A 23,083-nucleotide genomic window follows, 5' to 3' on the forward strand; every position below is an offset into this window, starting at 1 on the left:
TCAAATCCTTGTTATTTGAGATAATTAAATAAGAATATGATACAATATTTTAAAACATCCATCTTAATAGTGTTTACCGCATTTAGTCTTATCGGATGCTCAAGCAGTGAAGATAATCCGGAAGAACAGCCAAATAATCCTACCCCTTCTGAAGATTTCTTTTACTATGGCGCAGACCTTTCCTATGTGAACGAAATGGAAGATTGTGGAGCGACTTATAAAAACACAAACAACGAGGTTCAAGATCCGTTCCAGATTTTTGCAAATGCAGGAACCAACTTGGTACGCGTTCGTTTATGGCACAACCCCACTTGGACTAATTACTCTAATATAGAAGACGTCAAACAAACCATTCAAAGAGCCAAATCTCTGGGGATGAAAGTACTACTGGATTTCCATTATTCTGATACTTGGGCAGACCCTGAAACCCAAGAAATCCCCGCAGCTTGGATTCCAGAAATTAATAACACAACAGCTTTAGGTTCCTTATTATATGATTATACTTTAGAAACCCTAAATGACTTAAATAATTCAGGGTTAAATCCGGACATTGTTCAAGTTGGAAACGAAATCAACGGCATGATTCTACAACAAGGTGATTTGGTTTGGCCCATTGACTGGAATCGCAATTCCTTTTTACTAAACAAAGGCATCCAAGCTATTCGTGATTTCTCTCTACAACATTCCATAGACATTGAAATCATGCTCCATATTGCCCAACCTGAAAATGGACTATGGTGGTTTGAACAAGCAACAGCAAACGGAGTCACGGATTATGATTGGATTGGGTTGTCATATTACCCAATTTGGTCTTCATATGACCTCAACAATGTAGGCTCAGCCCTTTCTTCATTAATTACTAACTACGATAAAAAATTAATGATTGTGGAAACCGCCTATCCATTTTCTTTAGACAATGCAGATACAGCTAACAATATTTTGGGTTCAGATGCCTTAATTAATGGCTTCCCGGCGACCCAGGAAGGACAATTAAATTATCTCCTACAACTTGAAACCGTTGTCAAGGAGGCTGGTGGAGAAGGTATTATTTATTGGGAACCCGCTTGGGTTTCTACCGATTGTTCCACGCTTTGGGGACAAGGCTCCCATTGGGACAACGCCACCTTATTTGATCATAACAACAAAGCTAATTTAGGCATGCAGTTTTATAACGGCTCACAAACAAATAACTAATGAAAAATTCAAACAAAATAAAGTTCTTATTCATCATATGCTTGTTTTATGGCTTGTCCATACAATCCCAAACTCGAGAAACTCTCACTTTAAAACAAGGATGGACCTTTCAAAAAGGACATCATCCGCTAGCAGTAAATCCAGATTTTGATGATCGAAAATGGGAACATGTCACTGTTCCTCATGATTGGGCTATTTATGGCCCCTTTGACAAAGAAATAGACAAACAGAATGTAGCGATAGAGCAAAACGGCGAACAAGTGGCTACTGAAAAAACAGGGCGAACCGGCGCCTTACCTTATATTGGCGAAGCTTGGTATCGAAATCACTTTAAGATCCCAAATTACGACCCAAATAAAAAAGTACTCATCCTATTTGAAGGAGCCATGAGTGAACCTGAAGTATATATTAATGGTAAGAAGGTAGGCGAATGGAAATATGGATACGCCTATTTCTATTTTGATATTTCCGAATATGTCTCTTCTGAAAACAATACGCTTGCCGTTAAGTTAAACAACAAAGGACTTTCCTCAAGATGGTACCCAGGTGCCGGACTCTATAGAAATGTAAAAATCATTGTTAAAAACAAAACAAGCATTAACCAATGGGGAACTTTCATCACCACGCCCATTGCCAATAAAACTTTAGGCAAGGTCAATATTAAAACGAAAGTAAGTGGAGAAAATTTACGTATCGTTACAGATATCATAGGCCCAAATGGTATTACAATGGACTCAAATGTTAGTGAAACTATTTTTAATGATGAATTCGATCAAAATTTCCTTGTTAAAAATCCTAAGTTATGGAGTCCGGAAACTCCACATTTATACACAGCTGTTACTAGATTATTCTCTTCAAATGTGTTACAGGATGTTATTACAACAAAATTTGGAATAAGAAGCATTCAATATGATCAAAAAACAGGGTTTAGCCTAAATGGAGAAGTCACAAAATTTAAAGGAGTTTGTCTACATCACGATTTAGGCCCGATAGGAACTGCTGTCAACCGCTCTGCACTGAAACGTCAACTTCAGATACTAAAAGATATGGGAGCCAATGCTATAAGAAGTTCTCATAACATGCCTTCTTTTGAGCAACTGGAGTTATGTGATGAGATGGGCTTTTTGTTTTTGGCAGAGAGTTTTGATGAATGGAAAAAGCCTAAGGTAGACAATGGCTACCATTTATATTTTGACGAGTATGCCGAAAAAGATGTCGTCAATTTAGTACGAGCAACCAGAAACCACCCTTCAATAGTTATGTGGAGTTCGGGCAACGAAGTCCCTGATCAATGGGGAACAGAAGGAGTGAAACGTGCCAAATGGCTTCAAGATATTTTTCATAGAGAAGACCCTACCAGGCCGGTTACTGTAGGCATGGACCAAGTTAAAGCGGTAATGGAATCTGGATTTGGAGCACTTTTGGATGTCCCAGGATTAAACTACCGGGTACACCTCTACGAAGAAGCTTATGAAAAATTCCCCCAAGGATTTATTTTAGGTTCGGAGACTGCTTCCACAGTGAGTTCAAGAGGCATTTACAAGTTCCCAGTAGAAATTGCCAGCATGAAACAATATGATGACTTTCAATCCTCCTCTTACGATCTAGAATATTGCAGTTGGTCTAATTTACCAGACGAGGATTTCATTTTACAGGATGATAAACCTTGGGTTATTGGCGAATTTGTTTGGACTGGATTCGACTATCTTGGCGAACCAACCCCATATGATGAAGTCTGGCCATCACGAAGCTCCTATTTCGGCATCAATGATTTAGCAGGTTTACCTAAAGATCGTTATTACCTATACAGAAGTCGCTGGAACACCCAAGATGAAACTTTGCACATTTTACCTCACTGGAACTGGGAAGGGCGTGAAGGCGAGACCACCCCTGTTTTTGTTTACACCAGTTTTGACCAAGCTGAATTGTTTTTGAATGGAAAAAGTCTAGGAATACAAAAGAAAAATGACAAAACACCTCAGAACCGATATCGTCTCATGTGGATGGATGTCAAATATGAACCCGGAACCTTAAAAGTTGTTGCACTGGATCAAAATGGTAAAGCGGTTGCCGAAAAAGAAATCACAACTGCTGGCGAACCTCATCAAATTGTTTTGGAACCGGATTCCAAAACCATAAAAGCGAATGGTGAAGACCTAGCATTTGTTACTGTTTCAGTAGTTGATAAAAATGGAAATCCCTGTCCAACAGCCGCCAACCAATTAGAGTTCGAGGTCACCGGAAATGGTTCCTATAGAGCCGCCTGTAATGGGGATGCCACATCTTTAGAATTGTTTCATGAACCAACTATGAAGCTTTTTAGTGGCAAACTGGTAGTTTTAATGAAGTCAACCAACACAGCAGGAAGCATGGAACTGACGGTAAAAGGAAAAAAATTGAAATCGGCATCCATCATCATAAAAACGGAAAAGTAAATATCTTTAAATAGAGAAAAGCAATAGCTTTCGGTAAATAGCATGAGCAGATTATCATTATTTTTGCATGATATTTAACCATGAAAGCATCACAAACGATTTCCACTGAGCTTCGGCTTCTGTTCACCTTAAGGAAAAATTCCAGAAAATGGCATTTGGCTCTTTTGGCTGCTATTTGCGTGGGAACGCCTTTGCTTTTGGGCATCTATTTTAATAATTTGCAACAAGCCCTTTTGGCTAGTTTAAGTGCTTTGGTGATCCTTTACCTTCCAGGTAGCGGCTCTAAAACCCATCGGATTCTTACACTATTGATTTGTTCGTTTGGATTTATGGTATCCTTTTCCTTCGGACTTATTTTTAGTTTTCATCCATTGGTTGCGATTTTCAGCTTTGGCATATTTTCTTTCTTGGCTCATTGGGTAGCTTTATACTACAAGGCCTCCCCACCAAGAAGTTTCTTTTTTATCATGGTAGCCTCCATGGCCATTTGTATGCCTTTTGACCTATCATCCATTCCCATAAAAATAGGAATGGTTAGTCTAGGAACTATATTTTCTTGTATGCTCGGACTCATCTATATTTTCTTGTTTCCGTCAACTCAAACGAATAAATCAGAATCTGAGGCTGCTAATAAAGATTTCAGAAAATATGCCGATTACTGGGAAGCAATTATTACCGGCTGCTTTATGTGTGTGGCTTTGGCTTTAGGTCACCTCATGAAATTAGATAATCCCTATTGGATTCCCATATCCTGCGCGGCCGTTATGCAAGGAGCTTCTTTGTACCATATTTGGCAACGATCCTTCTACAGAATAACGGGGACCTTTATTGGCCTTGGACTGTGTTGGTTTATTCTAGGAATTGTAGAATCTCCTTTTAGCATAGCTATTACCATAATTATCTTGCAATTTATTATTGAAATTCTGGTTGTAAGACACTATGCGTGGGCCGTGGTTTTTATCACTCCTTTAACCATTTTACTCTCTGAAGCGGCCCATCCTCTGTTTCATAATCCCGATGAACTGATTACCCTAAGATTTACTGAAATCTGCATAGGTAGTATTTTGGGAGCCTTTGGCGGCTGGACATTACACAAAGAAAAACTAAGATTTCACAGTATCAAAGGGCTCGCATTAATTGGTAATAAGATGAAAAAGACCAGGTCTTAAAAAAGCGATGAAACAAAAAAGCAAAACACTCTTCAATCGGCATCCCTAATCAAGGGTGACACTTATCAAAACAGGCTTCTGTCGTCATTCATATTGTCTCCATTATTTGCCCAAGCAAATCTTTTACTTCCTTTTAGAGTCACCATTGACTTAAATTAAAAGCAATTACTACTTTTTAAAATGCAAAAACATCAGAATCTTATGAAATACTGTAATAATTTGCCTTAAATTTCGCGCAGAAAGTATCAATCTCTTAGAGATTTCTAACTAAAACAACTTAAAGCATGAGGAAAATATTTAGTATTCTAATTTTAACATTAAGTATTACAACAGGTTTCGGTCAAAATGAATTAACAGAAAAAGCCGATAAACTTTATGATGGCTATCAGTATGTGGATGCCATTGAAGCCTATTTAGAACTTGTTAATGACCGAAAGGCCAACGGCTATGTTTATAAACAATTAGGTGATAGTTATTATAATATTTACAATACCAAAGAAGCCTCAAAATGGTACGCCAAAGCTGTAAAAAGTAAACAGGACGCCGAAACCTACTACCGATATGCCCAAATTCTTAAGTCTGAAGGGAATTATGAAGCATCCAAAAAGCAAATGGATAAGTTTTCAGAGTTAAAACCTGATGATCAACGAGCAAAGGCCTATTTAGCAAATCCAGATTACGTTCCCCAACTGGCAGACAAAGACAAATCATTTACGGTCGAAAAATGCAAAATCAGTGATTCTAAAGAAAGTGATTTTGGCGCCGTTTTATCAAACGACAATATCCTTTATTTTGTAAGTACGAGAAAAGAGACTAGCAAAGAAGATAAGGGAACAAAAACGCCCTATTTAGACATTTTTAGTTCTAAAAGAAATGACAATGGCTCACTATCAAGACCTCAAGAAGTTAAAGAACTGAATACGGCTTATCACGATGGCCCAATAACCATTAGTTCGGATGGTAAAACAATGTTTTTTTCGAGAGATGGTCACAGCGAGAAATCATATAAAAAAATTAAGAAGAATAGTGTCAAATTAGCGCAACAAGGTATCTACAAGGCTACTTTAGTGAATGGTCGATGGGAAAATATCGAGGCGCTACCTATCAATAGTACAGAATATACCGTGACTCATCCTAGTATTAGCCACGATGGTAAAACACTATACTTTGCCTCAAATATGCCTGGTGGGATTGGTGATACTGACATTTGGAAAATAAGCGTTAATGGCAACAGTTACGGACAACCAGAAAACATGGGACCTAAAGTTAATTCAGCTGGTAAGGAAGGATTCCCATTTAGTAGCAAGAACAATATTCTTTACTTTTCCTCAAATGGCAAACAAGGTTATGGTGGATTGGACGTTTTCAAGTTGGACCTAAACACCGATAATGAAGCAGAAAACCTAGGAAATGGCATCAATACTAATCATGATGATTTTTCTTTTAGTATGAATGACACCAAAAAAGTAGGTTATTTCTCTTCCAACCGAGATGGAGCAGACAACCTTTTCATTGCCACTCCTATTTGCAAATTAGACATCACAACCTTGGTTACTGATAGTAAAACCAATAACATTATTCCTGGAGCAGAAGTAATCCTTTCAGATGTTCAAAACAATAAAATAGCCACACAATCATCTGACGATAAAGGACAAACTGCTTTTCAAGTAGGTTGTGAAGTTGATTATTTCATTACAGTTTCCAAAGAGGGCTATGACAGCAAAAGCATTCCTGTTTCAGCTTCCCAAAAAACCGAGATTAGTATAAGTGCTGCCCTAAGTCCACTTGATGAAATAATTACAGAAACCGAAGTTAAATTGAATAACATTTACTTTGAATTCAACAAAAGCAACATAACCCCACAGGGTGCTTTAGAACTTGATAAACTAGTTTCCATCATGAACACGCATGCCACAATGGAAATCTTGGTAAGATCACATACAGACACACAAGGAAGTCAGGACTATAACCTAAAACTTTCTGAAAGAAGAGCACAAGCCACCATGCAATATCTGATTTCTAAAGGCATTAGCAAAGACAGACTAACTGCAAAAGGTATGGGAAGTTCAGAGCCCAAAATTGATTGTAAATCCAATTGCACCGAGGAAGAAGATGCCAAAAATAGACGTTCAGAATTTTTGATCGTTAAAAAATAGGTTTTCCAATAGAACTCCTTATAAAACTTTAGTCCACAAAAAAACCTTCAAGAGTTCCTTGAAGGTTTTTTTGTTCGAACAAAGATATTCTTTCCGGCTACGCTTAGCATAAACTTCTCGTCTCCCATTATTCCAATAATCTAAAATTCTTTAAATAAAAAAAGCCTCTTGTTTCCAAGAAGCTTTACTTTTCGTGCGGGCGGAGAGACTCGAACTCTCACACCTCGCGGCACTAGATCCTAAGTCTAGCGTGTCTACCAATTCCACCACGCCCGCAATCATTAAACTCCGATAAATATCGGGATGCAAATATACACATTCCTTTTAAATTCCAAGCATTCCAAATAAAAATTTAATCATCCCCTTTTTCGTACCTTTGAAGAAATATAAAAACACCCATGAAAGACATTTCAAATTATATAGAAACCCATCAAAACAGATTTATTTCCGAATTGGTTGATTTGCTTAAAATGCCTTCTATCAGTGCTGATTCAGCCTATAAAAAAGATGTTTTAAACACTGCCGAAGCCGTTAAGAAAAGCCTATTGGACGCTGGTTGTGATCTTGCAGAAATATGTGAAACGCCTGGAAACCCAATTGTCTATGGCGAGAAAATAATCGACAAAAATTTACCGACAGTTTTGGTTTATGGACACTATGATGTGCAACCCGCCGACCCTATTGATTTATGGACGTCTCCCCCATTTGACCCGGTTATCAAAAAAACGGATTTACATCCCGAAGGCGCCATTTTTGCCAGAGGTGCTTGTGATGACAAAGGACAAATGTATATGCATGTTAAAGCCTTGGAATTCATGACCAAAACAGACCAACTACCATGCAATGTGAAATTTATGATTGAAGGTGAAGAAGAAGTTGGATCTGAAAATTTGGCTTGGTTTGTACCAAGAAACTTGGAAAAATTGGCCAATGATGTGATTCTTATTTCTGATACGGGAATGATTGCTAAAGATGTGCCTTCCATCACTACAGGTTTAAGAGGTTTGAGTTATGTGGAAGTGGAAGTTACTGGTCCTAATAGGGATTTGCATTCTGGACTGTATGGTGGGGCTGTGGCAAATCCCATCAATGTTTTATCCAAAATGATTTCGTCCCTTCATGACGAAAACAACCATATTACCATTCCAGGGTTTTATGATAAGGTCGAAGAATTAAGCACTGAAGAACGTGCCGAAATGGCCAAGGCACCTTTTTCTTTGGAGGCCTACAAAAAATCTATTGATATTGATGCTGTGTATGGTGAAGAAGGTTTCACAACGAATGAGAGAAACTCTATCAGACCCACTTTGGATGTAAATGGTATTTGGGGCGGTTACATCGGTGAAGGTGCCAAAACCGTATTACCAAGTAAAGCCTACGCAAAAATTTCCATGAGATTGGTGCCTCATCAAGATTGGCATGAGATTACCGACTTATTCACCAAACATTTCGAGAGCATTGCTCCTCAAGGGGTGAGAGTAAAAGTAAAACCCCATCACGGAGGTCAAGGCTATGTGACACCTATAGATAGTATTGGCTATCAGGCAGCGAGCAAAGCATACCATGAGACTTTTGGAAAAACCCCAATTCCGCAACGAAGCGGAGGAAGTATCCCTATTGTTGCTTTGTTTGAAGAACAATTAAAGAGCAAGACCATTTTAATGGGCTTTGGTTTGGACAGTGATGCCATACACTCCCCCAATGAACATTTTGGAGTTTGGAACTACTTAAAAGGTATTGAAACCATTCCTTGGTTTTATAAGTATTTTAGGGAGTTGTCTGAATAAAATTTGAATCCGCTTGTTGTAAAGCGGATTTTTTTTTGAATTGTTAAATGATCCTGTTAACCTACACCAATTATGGTAAGTAGTTAAAGAATGTTATGGTATGTACTGCATATCGAAGCGACCGTTGGTAATATTTATTACATTAGAACATTCGTCTGAGTAGCCTTCAAACTGAAAGTCTCCTGAAATGATAAAGTTCACCTCATCAAAATGAGTGATAGTTAACGTGCCCAAAGAGCCATTAGTGGTATTGTAATCACAGCTCTCAATTTGGTTTTCGAATTTTCCACTATTTGTAGTTGAATTGAATAAATCATATACTCCATTTTCTACAATTACATTATCATTGTTCAAAAAAATAGATATGTTTTCATCTCTATCATCTGCATCGATTTCGCCCGATATAAAAAGAGAGCCTTGTTGAAAAATAGCGACTATATTCGCCGAATTTTCTATTGCAAAAGGCTCACCATTAACTAAACAACCAAACGTATTCTCACCAGTTTGTGTGGCAGGAGGTAATTGGTTTATTGGGTTTTGTGGCGTATTGTCATCATCTTTGTTGCAGTTTGTTAGAGAAATAAACAGGAGGCAGTAGGCTAATAGGGTGAAATGTTTTTTCATAGTAATTTTAAAGAGTCTAATATAGGTTGTAAACTTTTAAAATAAAATAGGTAGAACTACGTAATTTTGGTCATATTCCTAAACCATTTTTAATGGTTGTCTCATATCTGTGTAGTTCCATTTTAATGGGCTTTGGTTTGGATAGTGACGCCATACACTCACCCAACGAACCTTTTGGGGTTTGGAACTTTCTAAGGGTGCCCTAAAACTCCAGAGCGTGTCATCCTGAACTTGTTTCAGGATCTATTAAATCCAATGGTTGAGATTCTGAAATAAATTCAGAATGACAAACATCCTTTTAAGATTATGTCTTTTTGATTTTTTCACACTCTACACTTGTAGAATTAAAATTTTTATTCTACATTTGTAGAGTCAACTCTAATCTTGTAGAAATGCAGCTATCAAATTCAGAAGAAGAACTTATGAATCATTTATGGAAACTGGAAAAGGCCTTCATGAAAGATTTGTTGGATTCTTATGACGATCCCAAGCCAGCTCCAACCACTTTGGCTACGCTTTTAAAGCGTATTAAGGACAAAGGGTTTATAGATTACAAAGTTTATGGGAAGTCCAGAGAATATTATCCACTTGTAAAAAAGAAAGACTATTTCTCTAAACAAGTCAACGGACTCATCAAAAACTTTTTTAACGACAGCGCCAGTCAGTTTGCTTCCTTTTTCACCAAAGAAACCAATTTGACCAAGGAGGAATTAGAAGATTTAAAAGCGCTTATCGATAACGAGATAAAAAAGAAATAAGATGCTGATCTATTTATTGAAATCATCGGGTTGCTTATTGGTATTGATGCTATTTTACAAGCTGATTTTAGAACGTGAAAGCATCCACCAATTCAAACGTTTTTACCTATTGGGCAGTTTAGTAGCGGCTTTCCTGATTCCGCTAGTAACGTGGAACACTTATGTGGAAATCCCTGCAGAACCAGAAGGTGTTCCATTTGATCCCACACTGCTTCCCATGGAAGACATGCCTACAGAGGAACCCTTCAATTGGGCCTTATATTTAGGAGTTATATACGGTTCTGGAGTATTGTTCTTCGGACTACGTTTTATCAAAAATCTTTGGAGTCTGCACTTAAAAATCAAACGGAACCAGAAAATTCCCCGCGAAGCATACATTCAGGTTTTGATACTTGAAAGCATTGTTCCCCATACCTTTTTAAAATATGTCTTTGTTGAAAAAAGCCAATTTGACTCCAAAAACATTCCAGACGAAATACTGCTCCATGAACAGATCCATGTGGAGCAAAAACACACGTTAGACATCCTACTCTTAGAAGTGATGCAAATCCTGCTTTGGTTTCATCCGTTGATTTATTTAATCAAAAAGGACATCAAACTGAATCATGAGTTTTTGGCAGACCAAGCGGTATTGTCACATGGCTTTGAAACCAAAAACTATCAAAACATACTGTTGGACTATTCCATTTCATCATCACACAACCAACTGGTATCATCCATCAATTATTCATTAATCAAAAAACGACTTACAGTTATGAAAACACACACATCAAAACAGGTCAAATGGCTCAAAAGCTTGGTATTACTGCCATTGCTAGCCCTATTGATTTATAGTTTTAGAAGCAGAAAAGAAGTATTCCATTCCAATCTCATTCAAAATCAACTAACAATTGAAAATAAAAAAAGTGATATTGAATTACAAGTTGATGAAACGGGTAAACTGTATTTTCAATCTAAAGAAATCACTATTGAAGAACTATCCCAAATCACTAACATTGAAGACCATATACAAATCAAACTTGTGTTCCCTGAAAGCCGCCCAGAGAAAACTATAAAAAAGGTCAATAAACAGATAACGGACTTCATACGCTCTAAGGATGTTAAACATTTCAGTATTTGCTCTTCATTCATGGAGAATGATCAAAAAACTTCAAATACTGTGATAAGGAATTTAGACATTCCTGAACTACAAGTTGAACAAAATCCGACAAGGCTAATCTTAAATGGTAAGTCCACCAATTTTGACAAATTACTGGATGACTTTAAGCAAATCACCAACAATCAAAAATCCGATTTATACATCAATACAAAGGGAGAAAATCTACGTTATGATGTTTTAATGCAAATTGCAAATTCGCTACGGAATCAATTTGGAGAAATCACTGTGTCTGATGGAGTCATTAGAGATCCTAATAACTCTTCATTAACAAAGAATCCCAACGGAAGCGTAAGCATTCATTCGCTGCAAGAAGGCGCCTCCAAAGCACAAATAGCCGAGTACAATAGGTTGGCCAAAAAGTATAATTCACAACCCAAAGAAGAGCAAAGGTTCCTGAAAAAAGAGGTAGAACGCTTGGAATACTTATACGGCTTGATGACTAAAGAACAAAAAGCCCATGCAGAGCCTTTTCCTAACATTCCACCTCCACCCCCTCCGCCACCAGTACCTCATGTTGAAATGGAAAGCATGTCTCAAGAATTCCTTAAGATACACAACCAATATACAAAGGAAACGGAGTCCTATAGCAAAGCGGTGAGTGCTTATATAAAAAACAACAAGGGCTCGCAAGAAGATTTAAAGAATCAATACACTGAGGTGATGAAACTGCACCAGGCTTATATGGATCAAGCCCGTAAAGAAGATATAACACCCGTACCGCCACCACCGCCACCTCCTGCTCCAGAATCACCAGAGGTCATTGAAGTGATTGAAACTCCTAAAACGGCTTACGACTTTGTAAAAAGCCATAAAAATGATGATATCACCTACTATTACAATGACAAGAAAGTAACTTATGACGAGATTTTAAAAATCGTTAAAAAGGAACCAAATATTAACATCAACACAAACATTAACGACCACAAAGGAACCGTCAAGTTCTGGTCAAAAAAATAAATAAAAAGCCTCGATATTTTCGAGGCTTTTTATTTTAGAATACTTGTTGATAAAGCAGCCTTTTATCCAGCAATTTGCTTTAAAAGTTTGGCCATTTCCGGTTCGATACTCCCAATGTATTTTAAATCAGTTGCCTTTTTGTTTGTGAGTAATTGGTAAAAGATACAGGCATTTAAAAAGGCACCTTTCTTATTTGGATGAATATCATCATCATAAAGCTCTAATTCCGGAAATTGAGTGAGAACCTCAAAGTACTTTTCACCGTTGTTTGATTTTATTAAATCATTTTCCTTAGCTACCAAAGTATAGGATGCAATAATGTTCTCCATTTCGTGATCCATACTTTCAAATTTTGGTGAGCAACATGTCCTTTTTTCTATGGATAAATCCACATGTCTCGACGGATAACAGTATTGCTTTGGATATCCTTCCTTGGATGGCCAGGTACTGAAAAGTATAAACTTAGCATCTGGGTTTCCTACTTTATGCTTTATCTCAGAAATAGCTTTATTTACTTTAAACTCCAAGTTTTCTGGAATCAAAACAGCAACGGTTCCAGTTTGTAAAATAATCACATCCCATCTCCTTTCAGCCAACTTAAGTTCGGTTTCTGTTTGTTCACCTTCCACTTTTTTACGAGTATGGATTTCATTTTCTGTTTGTGTAGTGATTATATCATTCATGTGACCAGATAAATCCTGACCAGGAAACGTGCTTTGGTGAATTTTAATATTGGGGTGCGTTTCGTTGAGCATCATTTGAAGCGTTTGCGGCATATCGTAAAAATAGGTCAAACTATTTCCTATAAATAGGACATGGATATCGTTATCCATGGTTTTATCTTGAGACCGCACTCCCCAAGCACAGCAAACCATGATTATTAAAAAGATGTTTCTCATTTCGACTAATATTTTTTATGGATGAGACAATGGGACACCATTTTAATTTGAACTTTCACAGATATCCCAAATAATTAAACGGTTCTTATAGGTTCTTGATTCGCCAAATGTATTTAGTTATGAATTGGTAAATAACGACCAAGCCAATTCCAGTAAACAAGACACATACCAAATAAACTACTCCAATTGATTTCAGATAGCCCTCTATGTGTGGCTTGATTAATAAAGCAGATCCTAAACTAATCAGAAATGAGATAAACCCTATGATTATTTTATAACTCATTTTAATAACTATTTAAAAACTAGTTCATATAGAAAAGCTGAATCTACTTTTATCTATTACATTTTCTCAGGACAATTTATAAATTCAGAATCCTGGAGTAACGGCAAACCGATTTCTTTTCTAATTTGATTGGTTTCTTCTTTGGTTTCCAAACAAGGTTTTCCGAAGTCAGATCCCACTAAAACCCTTTTATTATTGCCTCTTTTAATCCAGTAGTATTTATCAATAATATTGGCAAACTCTGAAGGAGACAATCTTTTTTCATGCACCTCATTCAACAAGGTTTTATAATGTTCCCTTTCATTAACTATGCGATGTGGGTTATGTAATAAAATGGCAAAAAACGAACTAGAAACACATTCTATTTTATAATTATCACTCCCCACAAGACTTTCAGTGGGATAACCATATTTTTTGATAAAGGTCATAGCCCTGTCAAAATTTAGAGAATCAACCGAAAATATAAAGTTCCATTTGCCTTGAAAACCACTTGACTCCCTTACCCCTTGATCAAGCCCATACATTTTGCAAAGTTCAAAAGCCAAACTATCCTTGACCCGATTACTGCTGTTTTCTATCAACATTGTTTTTCTCGAAGTTCCGCAGGAAATTATAAAGCCAATTAAAAAAATGGAAAAGCAGGTTTTTACAAAATTAAGGTTCATATAAGATTATAATTCAAGTAGGAACGAAACTACGGATTTCAATTCACTATTGAAAACAATTTCCTACGTCATCTATTTTCAAACAGACCTCTTATCATTTAATTTATCAACACTATGTAACAATTCCTTATTTTTTGCGTTCTAATACCCTATCAATCAACCACAAAACGAACAGTTATGATTAAACAATTTTTTATTCTCTGCAGTGGCGCAGATATAGACATTCTGAATCAATGCTCAAATGGCGAGCAGAACAAATATGCCGGTATAGGCGGCACGGTCTTTTTTACGGCATTAATGGCCTTTATTGCTTCTGGCTATGCTCTCTACACAGTTTTTGACAATCTCTTGGCAGCCATCTTTTTTGGATTTATTTGGGGACTGCTCATCTTTAATCTCGATAGGTTTATCGTTTCTACCATCAAAAAAAGAAATCAGGTGTTGGATGAAATCATTCAAGCTACCCCACGTATCATTCTGGCAGTTATCATTGCAGTGGTCATCTCAAAACCTCTAGAACTTAAAATCTTTGAAAAGGAAATAGACCAAGTGCTATTGGAACAAAAAAACGAGCTCACCTTGGCCAATCAAAACCAAATAGCCGAACAATACAATCCTGAGATAACAGCTTTAGAAAATGACCTCATCAGTCTACAAAAGCAAATAGATGACAAGGAAACCGAGGTAAACAACCTTTACAATACCTACATCACTGAGGCCGAAGGCACCTCTGGCACCATGAAATTGGGAAAAGGCCCGGTGTATCAAGAAAAACGCGATAAACACGATGCTGCCCTTTCCGAACTGCAGCAATTAAAAGCAGAAAATAAACAAAAAATAGCAGAAACAGAGACACAAATCTCTCAGTTAAAGACGCAATATGACCAGCAGGTTACCAATACCCAACCCATTATAGATGGTTTTGACGGTTTGATGGCCCGTGTCAATGCCTTGGATTCATTACCATGGCTGCCGTCGTTTTTTATATTTCTTTTGTTCTTAGCTATTGAAACTTCTCCTATCATCGCCAAGTTACTTTCTCCAAAAGGGGAATATGACTTTAAACTGGAAGATGCCGAAACAGCTGTAAAAACTTGGGTAGAACAAAAAGTTAACGAACGTAAGGTTCTTCTGGAAACAGATAGAACTCTAAACAACAAGATTTACAACGACATTGCAGACGAAGAGGAATTGTATGCTTACAAAAAGAAAAAGGCACGAGAGCTTATGCAATTGCAGGCCGATGCCTTTTTTAAACATCAAAAGAAAGCGCTTTAAGCAATTATCATTACATTAGGCTTTATAAACACCACGTTATGAAGCCTATTTTTTTTGCATTAGTACTGCTGCTTACCTGCCAACTGGGTTTGGCACAAACCACCACCTATAATTCAGACCAAGAAGCCATTTTGGCTGTCATGAAGGAACAGGAAAAGGCTTGGAACCAGCACGATTTGGAAGGGTTTATGGAAGGCTATTGGAAAAGTGACTCCTTAAATTTCTTCGGAAGTCAAGGGATTGCCAGTGGTTGGCAAAAAACATTAGATAATTATAAAAAAGGATATCCCACTTCCAAAGAAAGTGGGACCCTTCATTTTATCATCAAAAGCATATCACCCATAGAAAACGAAAGTTATTATGTTATGGGTGAGTTTCACCTAAAACGAGACATAGGCAATGCCGATGGCGTGTTTTTGATCATCTTTAAAAAGATAGACGGCCAATGGCGCATCATAGCAGATCTTTCCTGCTAATTAAGCCACCAGTACATCCTCGGTCTGAAACTCTTCATAGAGTTCCTTACTACCGTAACCTATAATGGAAAATGCTTTTTCTTGCATTAAAGCATGGTTATGCAATCTAGCCAGAGCCATGACACCAAAGCGGTCAATACTTCTAAGGCCTTCAATGTTTACCTTTACTTCGGAATGCTTTTGAAAAATGTCTTGGAATCTCCTCTGAAAACGAGGTAGGTTTTGTCGAGTTAAAAACCCTGAAAGTTCAAAATGATTTTCTTTTTGCTTGATAATGAGGTTCATAATAACATAAATTTTAATTGCTTAATACTTTATGCCATTAATCAGGAAAAGGGACTGCTAAGATAGACTTTTTTTCTTTCGAACCTGAATTAATTCGATTAAAAACCAGCCATTTAGATTAAATTATTTGGATTACCAAATACTCCGACGACCTACTTTTTTATTAGTCTAAAACCTACACCTTTTTGACGTATTCGGTGACAATAACGATTTGTTGCCCGTCTACTTTACCCTCTATATATTGGGCATTTTCATGGTCCAGTCTAATATTTCTTACGGCGGTCCCTTGTTTGGCAACCATAGAAGATCCTTTTACTTTTAAGTCCTTGATCAATACCACAGAGTCACCGGTTTCTAAGATTACACCGTTCACATCCCTATGGATTATTTTTTCACTCTCGTCTTTATCTTCACCTGTTGCCTTGGCTAAGGCTAAGGCCTCATCGTCCAAATACATCATATCTAGTAAGTCTTGTGGCCAACCTTCTTTCTTGATGCGATGCAACATTCGCCAAGCCATAATTTGAACAGGTACAAATTCACTCCACATACTATCATTTAAACAACGCCAATGATTGGAATCCATGTCTGAGGTTTCCTCAATCTGCCCCTTACAAGTATTACATACCAACAAACTATTATCTACAGTTTCATTAAGAGAAGGGGGAATCATATAGACTTCAAGCTTTTCTTTTGAGCCACATAATTCACACGAATTTTGGCTTCTTTCTTCCAATGTTTGTCGAATACTCATAATCACATTTATTTGATGCAAAAATACCCTGAGATTTCGATTAGTGCAATAAAAAAAGGGGCTAAATTGCCCCCTTTTCGTTTAAATAAGAATTAGGTTTTAGTTAGTAATACCTCCTACGTACTTATAAATATAATCTCCGTGTTCACCCGTAAAATACTTACCGTACTTTTTACCCATGGATTCACGTTCAGACTCTGACCATTTTTCTTTAGCCAAGGCTTCGTTTCTTTCAAACATTTTTTCATAATCGGCCATTGAACTTATAAAGTAAGCCTCTATAAATTCACTTTTATCTGCCCCCCAAGCATGCATGTGCGGATAATAAGCCTTAACAAACTCGTTTTTATTAACAATATTATTGGCATGTAGCATGTGACCTTCCATGAATTCTTTTTCAGTACCATCTAAATAATTGGAAAGCTTATTTTTTCTTACATAGAGTATCATTCCATCTGAAGGGGCTCCATCCATTAATTTAGCACCGTCAATAGGGACATAAATTTCGTCAGAATGCTCTAACATATAGTAATTGTTTCTCTTTTTAAAAAACTTCTCGATGGCCGCTTCACTACCCCAAGCGGTTTTTGCCAATTCGGCTTCACGCTCTGCAGATTTTTCAATGGCTTCCCAAGAGGGATAAGTTTTTACAAAAAGGATTTCGGTGTTTGAAGGCGTAATGTAGTGGGTGTAATAACTCACACCGATAACATACTCGTTGTTCTTGATTACCTTATCGACATATTCCTTCTCTACAGCTTTCCATTCATCCATACTAAAGTCATCAGGATCCATTCCCATGTTCCAATGCATGGTTGTTACTGAAATAAACTTGGGTCTGGTATTTTCTTCTTGGGCTTGAGAAGTATTAGTGGCAAAAAATAGCATAACAGCCATTGCCATTAAAAAACGGTTGATTGTTTTCATAATAATAGAAATTTAGAGTTAGTATATTGGTTTATAATATTAACTACATTCTATTTGGGACAATCCTTGTTACTTTTGGGGAAGTGCGCTATGTAATTAGAATAGGGGTGTGAAAGAAATTCCTTATAAAGATACGAAAAAAAACATTGCTTTAACAATCAGCAACTTACAAGACCAAAAATAATTTCCATCAGGCTATGGAAGAACCAATAAACACTGCTAAATTGACTAAATTAAATCTTGCTGTTTCTTAGGAAGACTTTTTACAATCAAATCATATGAATGGTTGATTAGAGACTTTAAAAGTGCTATGGAAACCTCACCATTACCTAAATCAACTGAATTCCAATGGGTTTTATTAAGATGAAAAGCGCCTTGAATACCTGAGTACTGAGCTCTTAACTCTAGAGCGTAATCTGGATCACACTTCAGACTAATGGTGGGTTCACCAGCTTCCCACTTTTCTAGCGGAACAAAAGCAAAAATCTTCCCCAGCACCTTAAATACCAAAGTATGCTCATCAAAAGGAAAAGCTTCGGTTACCTGGGATTTACCCAGACAATAGGCTCTTAAATCTTCTATATTCATGATTGCTTATCGATTATGGCTTGGTCCTTCTTGTCAATTTTCAGCGTGGAATAATCCAGCTTCCATCCGATGGTCTGCACCATGGTCTCCATCATTAAAATAGCATCCAATGCTTCCTTTTGGGCTATGGCAAACAAACCACTCTCTGGCACTTTTTCCAGAATATGTTGTTTGGCATCATTATGTAATCCTGTTAAATCGGAGGCGTCAAATTTATTAAACATACCATCCTTTTTATCATAGTAGTTGAGATTGGTCTCAATACTCAATACTTCAGGCTGGGGAAACTCTTGAAGAATGATTTTCTTATTATTCTCATCGGCCCGTAATTTTACTTTAGAAAAATCAAATCCTACATAAGCCTTAGCGTTGATAACTACTAATGCCTTTTTCCGACTTGAAATTAATTTCAGAAACTTTTCCTTAACGTCTTCATAATGGTAAATCTCAGCAAAGTCTCCTTCAACAGTAATAAACTTACAAACCTTTTGAATTTTATCCAGAAGGATAATGGATTGAGAATGTCTGACTTGTTTAGACTTCACATGTTTCACCAAGGTCACCAACGCCATGGTAACCAATATGCCAATTACAAGACCTAAAAACGCTTCCATATTTCTTATATTTCACCTAGGTGAGTAAACTTAAACCCTTGTTCATACTTCAAACCATATCCAAGCAACCTATCAAAAGATGCATGAGCAAATAAAATAATTCCAGCAAACTGTATGGTTTCGTTAGAACTATAAACACCCACCAAATACAACAAAAGGGCTAATCCCTTATGATGAAAAAGGTTGTAAAACCACGCACCTATTTTTTCATTTTTTAAATATCCCAACATTCCAATGTCTGGAGCCATTATAAAGACCAAAAACCACCACCAACTAAAAGACAATTGACTAAAAAGAAATATTCCCAATAGGAACATGGCTAATTCTTCTAATTTCAAAATGACTTTCATGATTCCAAAACTTGGTATAAAATGGGCCTACTTGGTGATGCATCATTATCTATTGGGGCCACTTGTAAGTTCAAAAAATATTCACCATCCTTCACATCATTAGGTACATAAATCAACTCTGTAATCGTTGCTTCGTATCTAATTCTTCCACTAGTGTTCCAAAAGGCGTTATGAGATTCCAATCGGCCTTCATCTTTTTCCTTATCCACACTGGGCAAATCAATCAAAAGATGCTCTATACCCTTTTCCCGTAAATAAATGACTGCTTCTGCCAACAAATAAGGTGGATTGGAATTAGACCACTGTTGCGTCAATTTTTCTTTGGTATTGGGAATAGTCCTTATGATAATGGCATCCCGTTTTTTATTTCCTAAGGCAAATTGAATTTGTTTCTTGGAAATAACAAAATCGCCATTCATTTTTTCAGGAGCTACCGTAATTAACTCTGCCAAAAAGAAATATTTTTTTAAATGATGATTTACAGAATGCACCTCATCTGTGATATGCCCTACACATTCGGTATGCGTTCCATGAGCATGTGGGTTAAACCAAATATCATTAAAGTTTACTGCCGAACCTTTCTCTACACTACCTACCCACTCCCCCATCTTCACGGGAGAAATCTTGGGTTCCTCAACATACCACGCATTTACGGTATCTTTTATTGCCTTTATAGGAATAGAGAGATCTACTGGTTTTGATAAATCTATTTGTAATTTTCTTGAATTGTATTGAATAGTTGTAATCATAATCTCAAAGATACTAAATCCAAAAAAGCTCAGATGCCAATCCGTCGGCTAAAAATTTCCCTTTTTCCGTTGTTTTTAAAATGGTATCACCTGAATCTGTTTCTATTAGAGCCAACACCTCTTGCTTTATGAATTTCTCAGCATGTTTGAGTAAATAATTCTTAAACTCCAATCCAAAACCTTCTTCTACTTGGTTAATGGAAACACCCCAAATGGTGCGAAGTCCAGTCATTACATATTCATTATATTGGTCCTGAATGGTTAAATCCTCTATCTGCGATGGCAATTCCTTTTTCTGAATGCCTTGAATGTATTTGGTATTGTTAGGGATATTCCAACTGCGTTGTTGCCCATTAAAGGAATGTGCCGAAGGTCCAATGCCCAAATAGTGTTTCCCTTGCCAATAGGAGGTATTGTGTTTGGAGAAATACCCTTGCTTTCCAAAGTTTGAAATTTCATACTGCACATAGCCTTGTCGAACAGTTTCCTCAATCAAGATATCAAAATGCTCTTTGGATAGATTTTCATCTACTGGCGGATATTTGCCTTGTTTAATAAAACTGGCCAATGCCGTTTTAGGCTCCACAGTAAGGGCATAACTTGAAATATGGGGAATTCCCAGGTCAAATACCGTCTGTAAATTGGCTTTCCATTTATCTATGGACATATGGGGTATACCGTAAATTAAATCGACGGTAATATTATCAAAATGTTTAACGGCCAATTCCAAACACTGTTTGGCTTCACTTGAGTTATGAGCTCGATTCATCGTCCTTAAATCTTCTTCAAAAAAGGATTGCACCCCAATACTCAATCGGTTAATGGGTGAACTGGCCAATTGTTCTATTTTAACTGGAGTCAAATCATCTGGATTGGCTTCCAAAGTGATTTCAGGTGTATCAATCACCTCAAAATGCTTGTTTATGGTATTTAGAATATGCTCTAGCTCCTCAAGACTGAGAAGACTTGGAGTTCCGCCGCCAAAGTAAATGGTTTCAATGGCTTGGTTTTTTAATTCGTCCTTTCTTAAAACCAACTCTTCCATTAGAGCTTGAACAAGTTCATCTTTCTTTTTTAAAGAAGTTGAAAAATGAAAGTCACAATAATGACAGGCTTGTTTACAAAAAGGAATATGGATGTAGATTCCAGCCATGTTTCAATGTTCAATTAACAGTGAATAATTAACAATAAACAATCATTTATTTATACGTGTTGTTTTTAGAATTGAAAATAAAATCTTAGCTACTTCGTCTGATTGTTCATATAACGAATCAAATTCTATCTCTGAAATAAAATCAGAATCCTTTAAAAGATTTAACCAGTATTTAGTTTCCAAACATTCTTTATAAGCAATTGAAATTTTAGCTGAAAAATCGGCTTTAGAAATCGCACCATTAGCTTCCGCTACATTGGCGCCAATAGAAGTTCCTGCTCGCAATAATTGTTTTGACAAAACGTACTCCTTATGATTTTTAACTAAACACTTGTAGGTGGCAACAATTTTTAATGCCAGAAGATAGGACTTATCAGTCAAAGGATTTCCCGTTTTTCCCTCCATGAAAACACCTGTTATTCTTTTTGAATTGATATCTGTTTATTGTTTATTGATCTTTGAAGCGTTTTGCTTGACAAAACTAGCCCATCCAGAATAACTTTTTCCTACCTCTACCCGACCTTCATTGTAAAAATGGCAAACCGCTGCGGCCAAACCATCGGTAGCATCCAAATTCTTAGGCAATTCTTTCAAGCCTAAGGTACTTTGGAGCATTTTGGCTACTTGTTCCTTGCTCGCATTTCCATTACCTGTGATGGCCATCTTAATTTTTTTGGGGGAGTATTCAGTGATAGGAACTTCTCTAGACAACCCAGCAGCCATAGCCACTCCTTGAGCCCGTCCTAACTTCAGCATACTCTGCACATTCTTACCAAAGAAAGGTGCTTCAATTGCAATTTCGTCGGGATGGTAGGTATCGATCAATTCTATGGTTCTTTCAAAAATCTTCTTCAGTTTCAGATAATGGTCCGTATATTTCTTAAGGTCGAGTTCATTAAGTTGTAAAAACTTCATGGATTTCCCCTCCACCTTTATCAAACCAAACCCCATAATCGTTGTTCCGGGATCAATACCCAATATGATTTTTTCTTTAGCCATTAATCACAATAATAACATCCACTTAATGATACAGAAACACCTACCGTAAAAGTCCATAAATTGCCATTGAAAGAGCCATAACCATCTGTAATAGGATCGAAATCTTTTGCAAACCCATAGATGAAGGACGTATCAGCAAATACTGATAGTGATCTGGTAATTCCATAATGCACTTCAATACCTGCCATGGCATTTAAATAAGAATTAGTGTTGTCTCTGTAAATTCCCAATGGTTTAATTATAGAATAACCGGGACCTGCATGACCCACCAGTCCCATTCTATAAGAGATGGGTCTCATCCAAGAGGAGGCATCATATACGATTTGGGCATTGATTCTGGTATAGTTAGTTTTAAACGCCGGAGTATCATTTAAACTAGAAAACCGATTAAATCCAAAGTCCAATTTGGCTCCTAAGCGTTCTTTAAACATATGTTGAACCCCCAAGTTTACCGTTGGGAAATTGATGTCCTTTGCATAAAAGGGTCTAGGATAACCAGATCCGTCAGGGTGATTGATTCCTAATGACAGTTGCGCCTTCCATTTGGCTGCCTCCATTTGTGAAAAACCTTGAGTGCTCAAAATTAGAATACCAAGGATAAGTAGGGTTTTTGGAAAAGTAAATTTGGTGCTCATGTGTTATTCAATTTAATTTGTATTCGTTGACAGCTTAAAATGTGACTGAATCCAATCCATACAAAACTAAACAATTCTTTTTTGTGCTTGTAAAAATGGGGCTAGTTCTTGCGGCCTTCTATTTTATTTACTACAAGGTTTTCCTTAATTCGGACCTCAAAACCAAAGATCTCAATAGCTTCATAAGCC

General features: G+C 36.9%; 23 protein-coding genes and 1 tRNA gene. 9 read left to right on the plus strand and 15 right to left on the minus strand.

The window, feature by feature from the left end; genetic code table 11:
• Positions 1 to 36: 36 nt before the first annotated feature.
• The 4 genes from LOK78_RS01765 to LOK78_RS01780 all read left to right on the plus strand — a co-directional run bounded on the left by LOK78_RS01765 (position 37) and on the right by LOK78_RS01780 (position 6,954).
• A complete protein-coding gene (locus LOK78_RS01765; RefSeq protein WP_232633296.1) occupies positions 37 to 1,194 on the plus strand; it encodes a glycoside hydrolase family 53 protein in 1,158 nt (385 codons plus the stop codon).
• The gene (locus LOK78_RS01770) at positions 1,194 to 3,629 is read left to right on the plus strand and encodes a glycoside hydrolase family 2 TIM barrel-domain containing protein (RefSeq protein ID WP_232633297.1); all 2,436 of its coding nucleotides are present in this window, start codon (positions 1,194 to 1,196) and stop codon (positions 3,627 to 3,629) included. Before LOK78_RS01765 ends, LOK78_RS01770 begins: the two co-directional genes overlap by 1 nt.
• 80 nt (positions 3,630 to 3,709) lie before the next feature.
• Positions 3,710 to 4,798, plus strand: a complete 1,089-nt coding sequence (locus LOK78_RS01775) for an FUSC family protein (protein WP_232633298.1) — start codon at positions 3,710 to 3,712, stop codon at positions 4,796 to 4,798.
• Between the two features lie 284 nt (positions 4,799 to 5,082).
• Positions 5,083 to 6,954, plus strand: coding sequence for an OmpA family protein (locus LOK78_RS01780; protein ID WP_232633299.1), 1,872 nt, complete (start codon positions 5,083 to 5,085; stop codon positions 6,952 to 6,954).
• A 194-nt stretch (positions 6,955 to 7,148) separates the two neighbouring features.
• On the opposite strand, the gene LOK78_RS01785 is transcribed toward LOK78_RS01780, so the two are convergent.
• Positions 7,149 to 7,230 (minus strand) — tRNA-Leu (locus tag LOK78_RS01785).
• Between the two features lie 122 nt (positions 7,231 to 7,352).
• On the opposite strand from LOK78_RS01785, the gene LOK78_RS01790 reads away from it, so the two are divergent.
• Positions 7,353 to 8,741 carry a dipeptidase gene (locus LOK78_RS01790; protein ID WP_232633300.1) on the plus strand — a complete coding sequence of 463 codons (1,389 nt, stop codon included), beginning with the start codon at positions 7,353 to 7,355 and terminating at the stop codon, positions 8,739 to 8,741.
• Between the two features lie 93 nt (positions 8,742 to 8,834).
• Here LOK78_RS01790 and LOK78_RS01795 read toward each other — a convergent pair whose 3' ends face one another.
• A complete protein-coding gene (locus LOK78_RS01795) occupies positions 8,835 to 9,365 on the minus strand; it encodes a Riean_0653 family protein (protein WP_166957824.1) in 531 nt (176 codons plus the stop codon).
• A 392-nt stretch (positions 9,366 to 9,757) separates the two neighbouring features.
• Here LOK78_RS01795 and LOK78_RS01800 point away from each other — a divergent pair, with 392 nt between their 5' ends.
• Together LOK78_RS01800 and LOK78_RS01805 are read left to right on the plus strand one after the other, a co-directional pair.
• Entirely contained in the window at positions 9,758 to 10,123 is a 366-nt protein-coding gene (locus tag LOK78_RS01800) for a BlaI/MecI/CopY family transcriptional regulator (RefSeq protein ID WP_053971221.1), read from the plus strand.
• Position 10,124: 1 nt separating this feature from the next.
• Positions 10,125 to 12,239, plus strand: a complete 2,115-nt coding sequence (locus LOK78_RS01805) for a M56 family metallopeptidase (protein ID WP_232633301.1) — start codon at positions 10,125 to 10,127, stop codon at positions 12,237 to 12,239.
• A 62-nt stretch (positions 12,240 to 12,301) separates the two neighbouring features.
• Here LOK78_RS01805 and LOK78_RS01810 read toward each other — a convergent pair whose 3' ends face one another.
• Together LOK78_RS01810 and LOK78_RS01815 are read right to left on the minus strand one after the other, a co-directional pair.
• Entirely contained in the window at positions 12,302 to 13,138 is an 837-nt protein-coding gene (locus LOK78_RS01810) for an SGNH/GDSL hydrolase family protein (protein WP_232633302.1), read from the minus strand.
• 339 nt (positions 13,139 to 13,477) lie between these two features.
• Positions 13,478 to 14,005: a hypothetical protein gene (locus tag LOK78_RS01815; RefSeq protein WP_232633303.1), complete on the minus strand. Its 528-nt coding sequence runs from the start codon at positions 14,003 to 14,005 to the stop codon at positions 13,478 to 13,480.
• A gap of 258 nt (positions 14,006 to 14,263) precedes the next feature.
• Here LOK78_RS01815 and LOK78_RS01820 point away from each other — a divergent pair, with 258 nt between their 5' ends.
• Together LOK78_RS01820 and LOK78_RS01825 are read left to right on the plus strand one after the other, a co-directional pair.
• Positions 14,264 to 15,364, plus strand: coding sequence for a DUF4407 domain-containing protein (locus LOK78_RS01820; protein WP_232633304.1), 1,101 nt, complete (start codon positions 14,264 to 14,266; stop codon positions 15,362 to 15,364).
• Positions 15,365 to 15,402: 38 nt separating this feature from the next.
• Positions 15,403 to 15,840 carry a YybH family protein gene (locus LOK78_RS01825; protein ID WP_232633305.1) on the plus strand — a complete coding sequence of 146 codons (438 nt, stop codon included), beginning with the start codon at positions 15,403 to 15,405 and terminating at the stop codon, positions 15,838 to 15,840.
• Here LOK78_RS01825 and LOK78_RS01830 read toward each other — a convergent pair whose 3' ends face one another.
• From LOK78_RS01830 to LOK78_RS01880, 11 genes are all read right to left on the minus strand, one after another.
• Positions 15,841 to 16,125 carry an STAS domain-containing protein gene (locus LOK78_RS01830; RefSeq protein ID WP_082316546.1) on the minus strand — a complete coding sequence of 95 codons (285 nt, stop codon included), beginning with the start codon at positions 16,123 to 16,125 and terminating at the stop codon, positions 15,841 to 15,843. It abuts the gene before it with no gap.
• Between the two features lie 175 nt (positions 16,126 to 16,300).
• Positions 16,301 to 16,879 carry a PhnA domain-containing protein gene (locus LOK78_RS01835; RefSeq protein ID WP_166957836.1) on the minus strand — a complete coding sequence of 193 codons (579 nt, stop codon included), beginning with the start codon at positions 16,877 to 16,879 and terminating at the stop codon, positions 16,301 to 16,303.
• A gap of 99 nt (positions 16,880 to 16,978) precedes the next feature.
• Positions 16,979 to 17,806, minus strand: coding sequence for a hypothetical protein (locus tag LOK78_RS01840; protein WP_166957838.1), 828 nt, complete (start codon positions 17,804 to 17,806; stop codon positions 16,979 to 16,981).
• A gap of 228 nt (positions 17,807 to 18,034) precedes the next feature.
• Positions 18,035 to 18,394 (minus strand): MmcQ/YjbR family DNA-binding protein, encoded by a 360-nt coding sequence (locus LOK78_RS01845; RefSeq protein WP_053971213.1) that lies wholly within the window; start codon positions 18,392 to 18,394, stop codon positions 18,035 to 18,037.
• A complete protein-coding gene (locus LOK78_RS01850; RefSeq protein ID WP_232633306.1) occupies positions 18,391 to 19,008 on the minus strand; it encodes a DUF4230 domain-containing protein in 618 nt (205 codons plus the stop codon). Before LOK78_RS01850 ends, LOK78_RS01845 begins: the two co-directional genes overlap by 4 nt.
• A 5-nt stretch (positions 19,009 to 19,013) precedes the next feature.
• Positions 19,014 to 19,358, minus strand: coding sequence for a DUF4260 domain-containing protein (locus LOK78_RS01855; RefSeq protein ID WP_232633307.1), 345 nt, complete (start codon positions 19,356 to 19,358; stop codon positions 19,014 to 19,016).
• On the minus strand, positions 19,355 to 20,107 hold the full coding sequence (locus LOK78_RS01860; protein ID WP_232633308.1) for a cyclase family protein: 753 nt from the start codon (positions 20,105 to 20,107) through the stop codon (positions 19,355 to 19,357). Before LOK78_RS01860 ends, LOK78_RS01855 begins: the two co-directional genes overlap by 4 nt.
• A gap of 13 nt (positions 20,108 to 20,120) precedes the next feature.
• Complete coding sequence (hemW, locus tag LOK78_RS01865) at positions 20,121 to 21,260, minus strand: radical SAM family heme chaperone HemW (RefSeq protein ID WP_232633309.1); 1,140 nt, start codon at positions 21,258 to 21,260, stop codon at positions 20,121 to 20,123.
• Positions 21,261 to 21,302: 42 nt separating this feature from the next.
• Positions 21,303 to 21,665: a four helix bundle protein gene (locus tag LOK78_RS01870; protein ID WP_232633310.1), complete on the minus strand. Its 363-nt coding sequence runs from the start codon at positions 21,663 to 21,665 to the stop codon at positions 21,303 to 21,305.
• Positions 21,666 to 21,701: 36 nt separating this feature from the next.
• Positions 21,702 to 22,259 (minus strand): crossover junction endodeoxyribonuclease RuvC, encoded by a 558-nt coding sequence (gene ruvC, locus LOK78_RS01875; protein ID WP_166957848.1) that lies wholly within the window; start codon positions 22,257 to 22,259, stop codon positions 21,702 to 21,704.
• Complete coding sequence (locus LOK78_RS01880) at positions 22,259 to 22,894, minus strand: outer membrane beta-barrel protein (RefSeq protein ID WP_232633311.1); 636 nt, start codon at positions 22,892 to 22,894, stop codon at positions 22,259 to 22,261. The genes ruvC and LOK78_RS01880 overlap by 1 nt, the downstream gene beginning before the upstream one ends.
• Positions 22,895 to 23,083: the final 189 nt, after the last annotated feature.

Origin of the sequence: Mangrovimonas futianensis (genome assembly GCF_021245805.1) — a bacterium.
Lineage (GTDB): Bacteria > Bacteroidota > Bacteroidia > Flavobacteriales > Flavobacteriaceae > Mangrovimonas > Mangrovimonas futianensis.

Coding starts and splice junctions, on each gene's coding strand:
- LOK78_RS01765 (WP_232633296.1), top strand. CDS start 37: ATGATACAATATTTTAAAACATCCATCTTAATAGTGTTTACCGCATTT.
- LOK78_RS01770 (WP_232633297.1), top strand. CDS start 1,194: ATGAAAAATTCAAACAAAATAAAGTTCTTATTCATCATATGCTTGTTT.
- LOK78_RS01775 (WP_232633298.1), top strand. CDS start 3,710: ATGAAAGCATCACAAACGATTTCCACTGAGCTTCGGCTTCTGTTCACC.
- LOK78_RS01780 (WP_232633299.1), top strand. CDS start 5,083: ATGAGGAAAATATTTAGTATTCTAATTTTAACATTAAGTATTACAACA.
- LOK78_RS01790 (WP_232633300.1), top strand. CDS start 7,353: ATGAAAGACATTTCAAATTATATAGAAACCCATCAAAACAGATTTATT.
- LOK78_RS01795 (WP_166957824.1), bottom strand. CDS start 9,365: ATGAAAAAACATTTCACCCTATTAGCCTACTGCCTCCTGTTTATTTCT.
- LOK78_RS01800 (WP_053971221.1), top strand. CDS start 9,758: ATGCAGCTATCAAATTCAGAAGAAGAACTTATGAATCATTTATGGAAA.
- LOK78_RS01805 (WP_232633301.1), top strand. CDS start 10,125: ATGCTGATCTATTTATTGAAATCATCGGGTTGCTTATTGGTATTGATG.
- LOK78_RS01810 (WP_232633302.1), bottom strand. CDS start 13,138: ATGAGAAACATCTTTTTAATAATCATGGTTTGCTGTGCTTGGGGAGTG.
- LOK78_RS01815 (WP_232633303.1), bottom strand. CDS start 14,005: ATGTTGATAGAAAACAGCAGTAATCGGGTCAAGGATAGTTTGGCTTTT.
- LOK78_RS01820 (WP_232633304.1), top strand. CDS start 14,264: ATGATTAAACAATTTTTTATTCTCTGCAGTGGCGCAGATATAGACATT.
- LOK78_RS01825 (WP_232633305.1), top strand. CDS start 15,403: ATGAAGCCTATTTTTTTTGCATTAGTACTGCTGCTTACCTGCCAACTG.
- LOK78_RS01830 (WP_082316546.1), bottom strand. CDS start 16,125: ATGAACCTCATTATCAAGCAAAAAGAAAATCATTTTGAACTTTCAGGG.
- LOK78_RS01835 (WP_166957836.1), bottom strand. CDS start 16,879: ATGAGTATTCGACAAACATTGGAAGAAAGAAGCCAAAATTCGTGTGAA.
- LOK78_RS01840 (WP_166957838.1), bottom strand. CDS start 17,806: ATGAAAACAATCAACCGTTTTTTAATGGCAATGGCTGTTATGCTATTT.
- LOK78_RS01845 (WP_053971213.1), bottom strand. CDS start 18,394: ATGAATATAGAAGATTTAAGAGCCTATTGTCTGGGTAAATCCCAGGTA.
- LOK78_RS01850 (WP_232633306.1), bottom strand. CDS start 19,008: ATGGAAGCGTTTTTAGGTCTTGTAATTGGCATATTGGTTACCATGGCG.
- LOK78_RS01855 (WP_232633307.1), bottom strand. CDS start 19,358: ATGAAAGTCATTTTGAAATTAGAAGAATTAGCCATGTTCCTATTGGGA.
- LOK78_RS01860 (WP_232633308.1), bottom strand. CDS start 20,107: ATGATTACAACTATTCAATACAATTCAAGAAAATTACAAATAGATTTA.
- hemW (WP_232633309.1), bottom strand. CDS start 21,260: ATGGCTGGAATCTACATCCATATTCCTTTTTGTAAACAAGCCTGTCAT.
- LOK78_RS01870 (WP_232633310.1), bottom strand. CDS start 21,665: ATGGAGGGAAAAACGGGAAATCCTTTGACTGATAAGTCCTATCTTCTG.
- ruvC (WP_166957848.1), bottom strand. CDS start 22,259: ATGGCTAAAGAAAAAATCATATTGGGTATTGATCCCGGAACAACGATT.
- LOK78_RS01880 (WP_232633311.1), bottom strand. CDS start 22,894: ATGAGCACCAAATTTACTTTTCCAAAAACCCTACTTATCCTTGGTATT.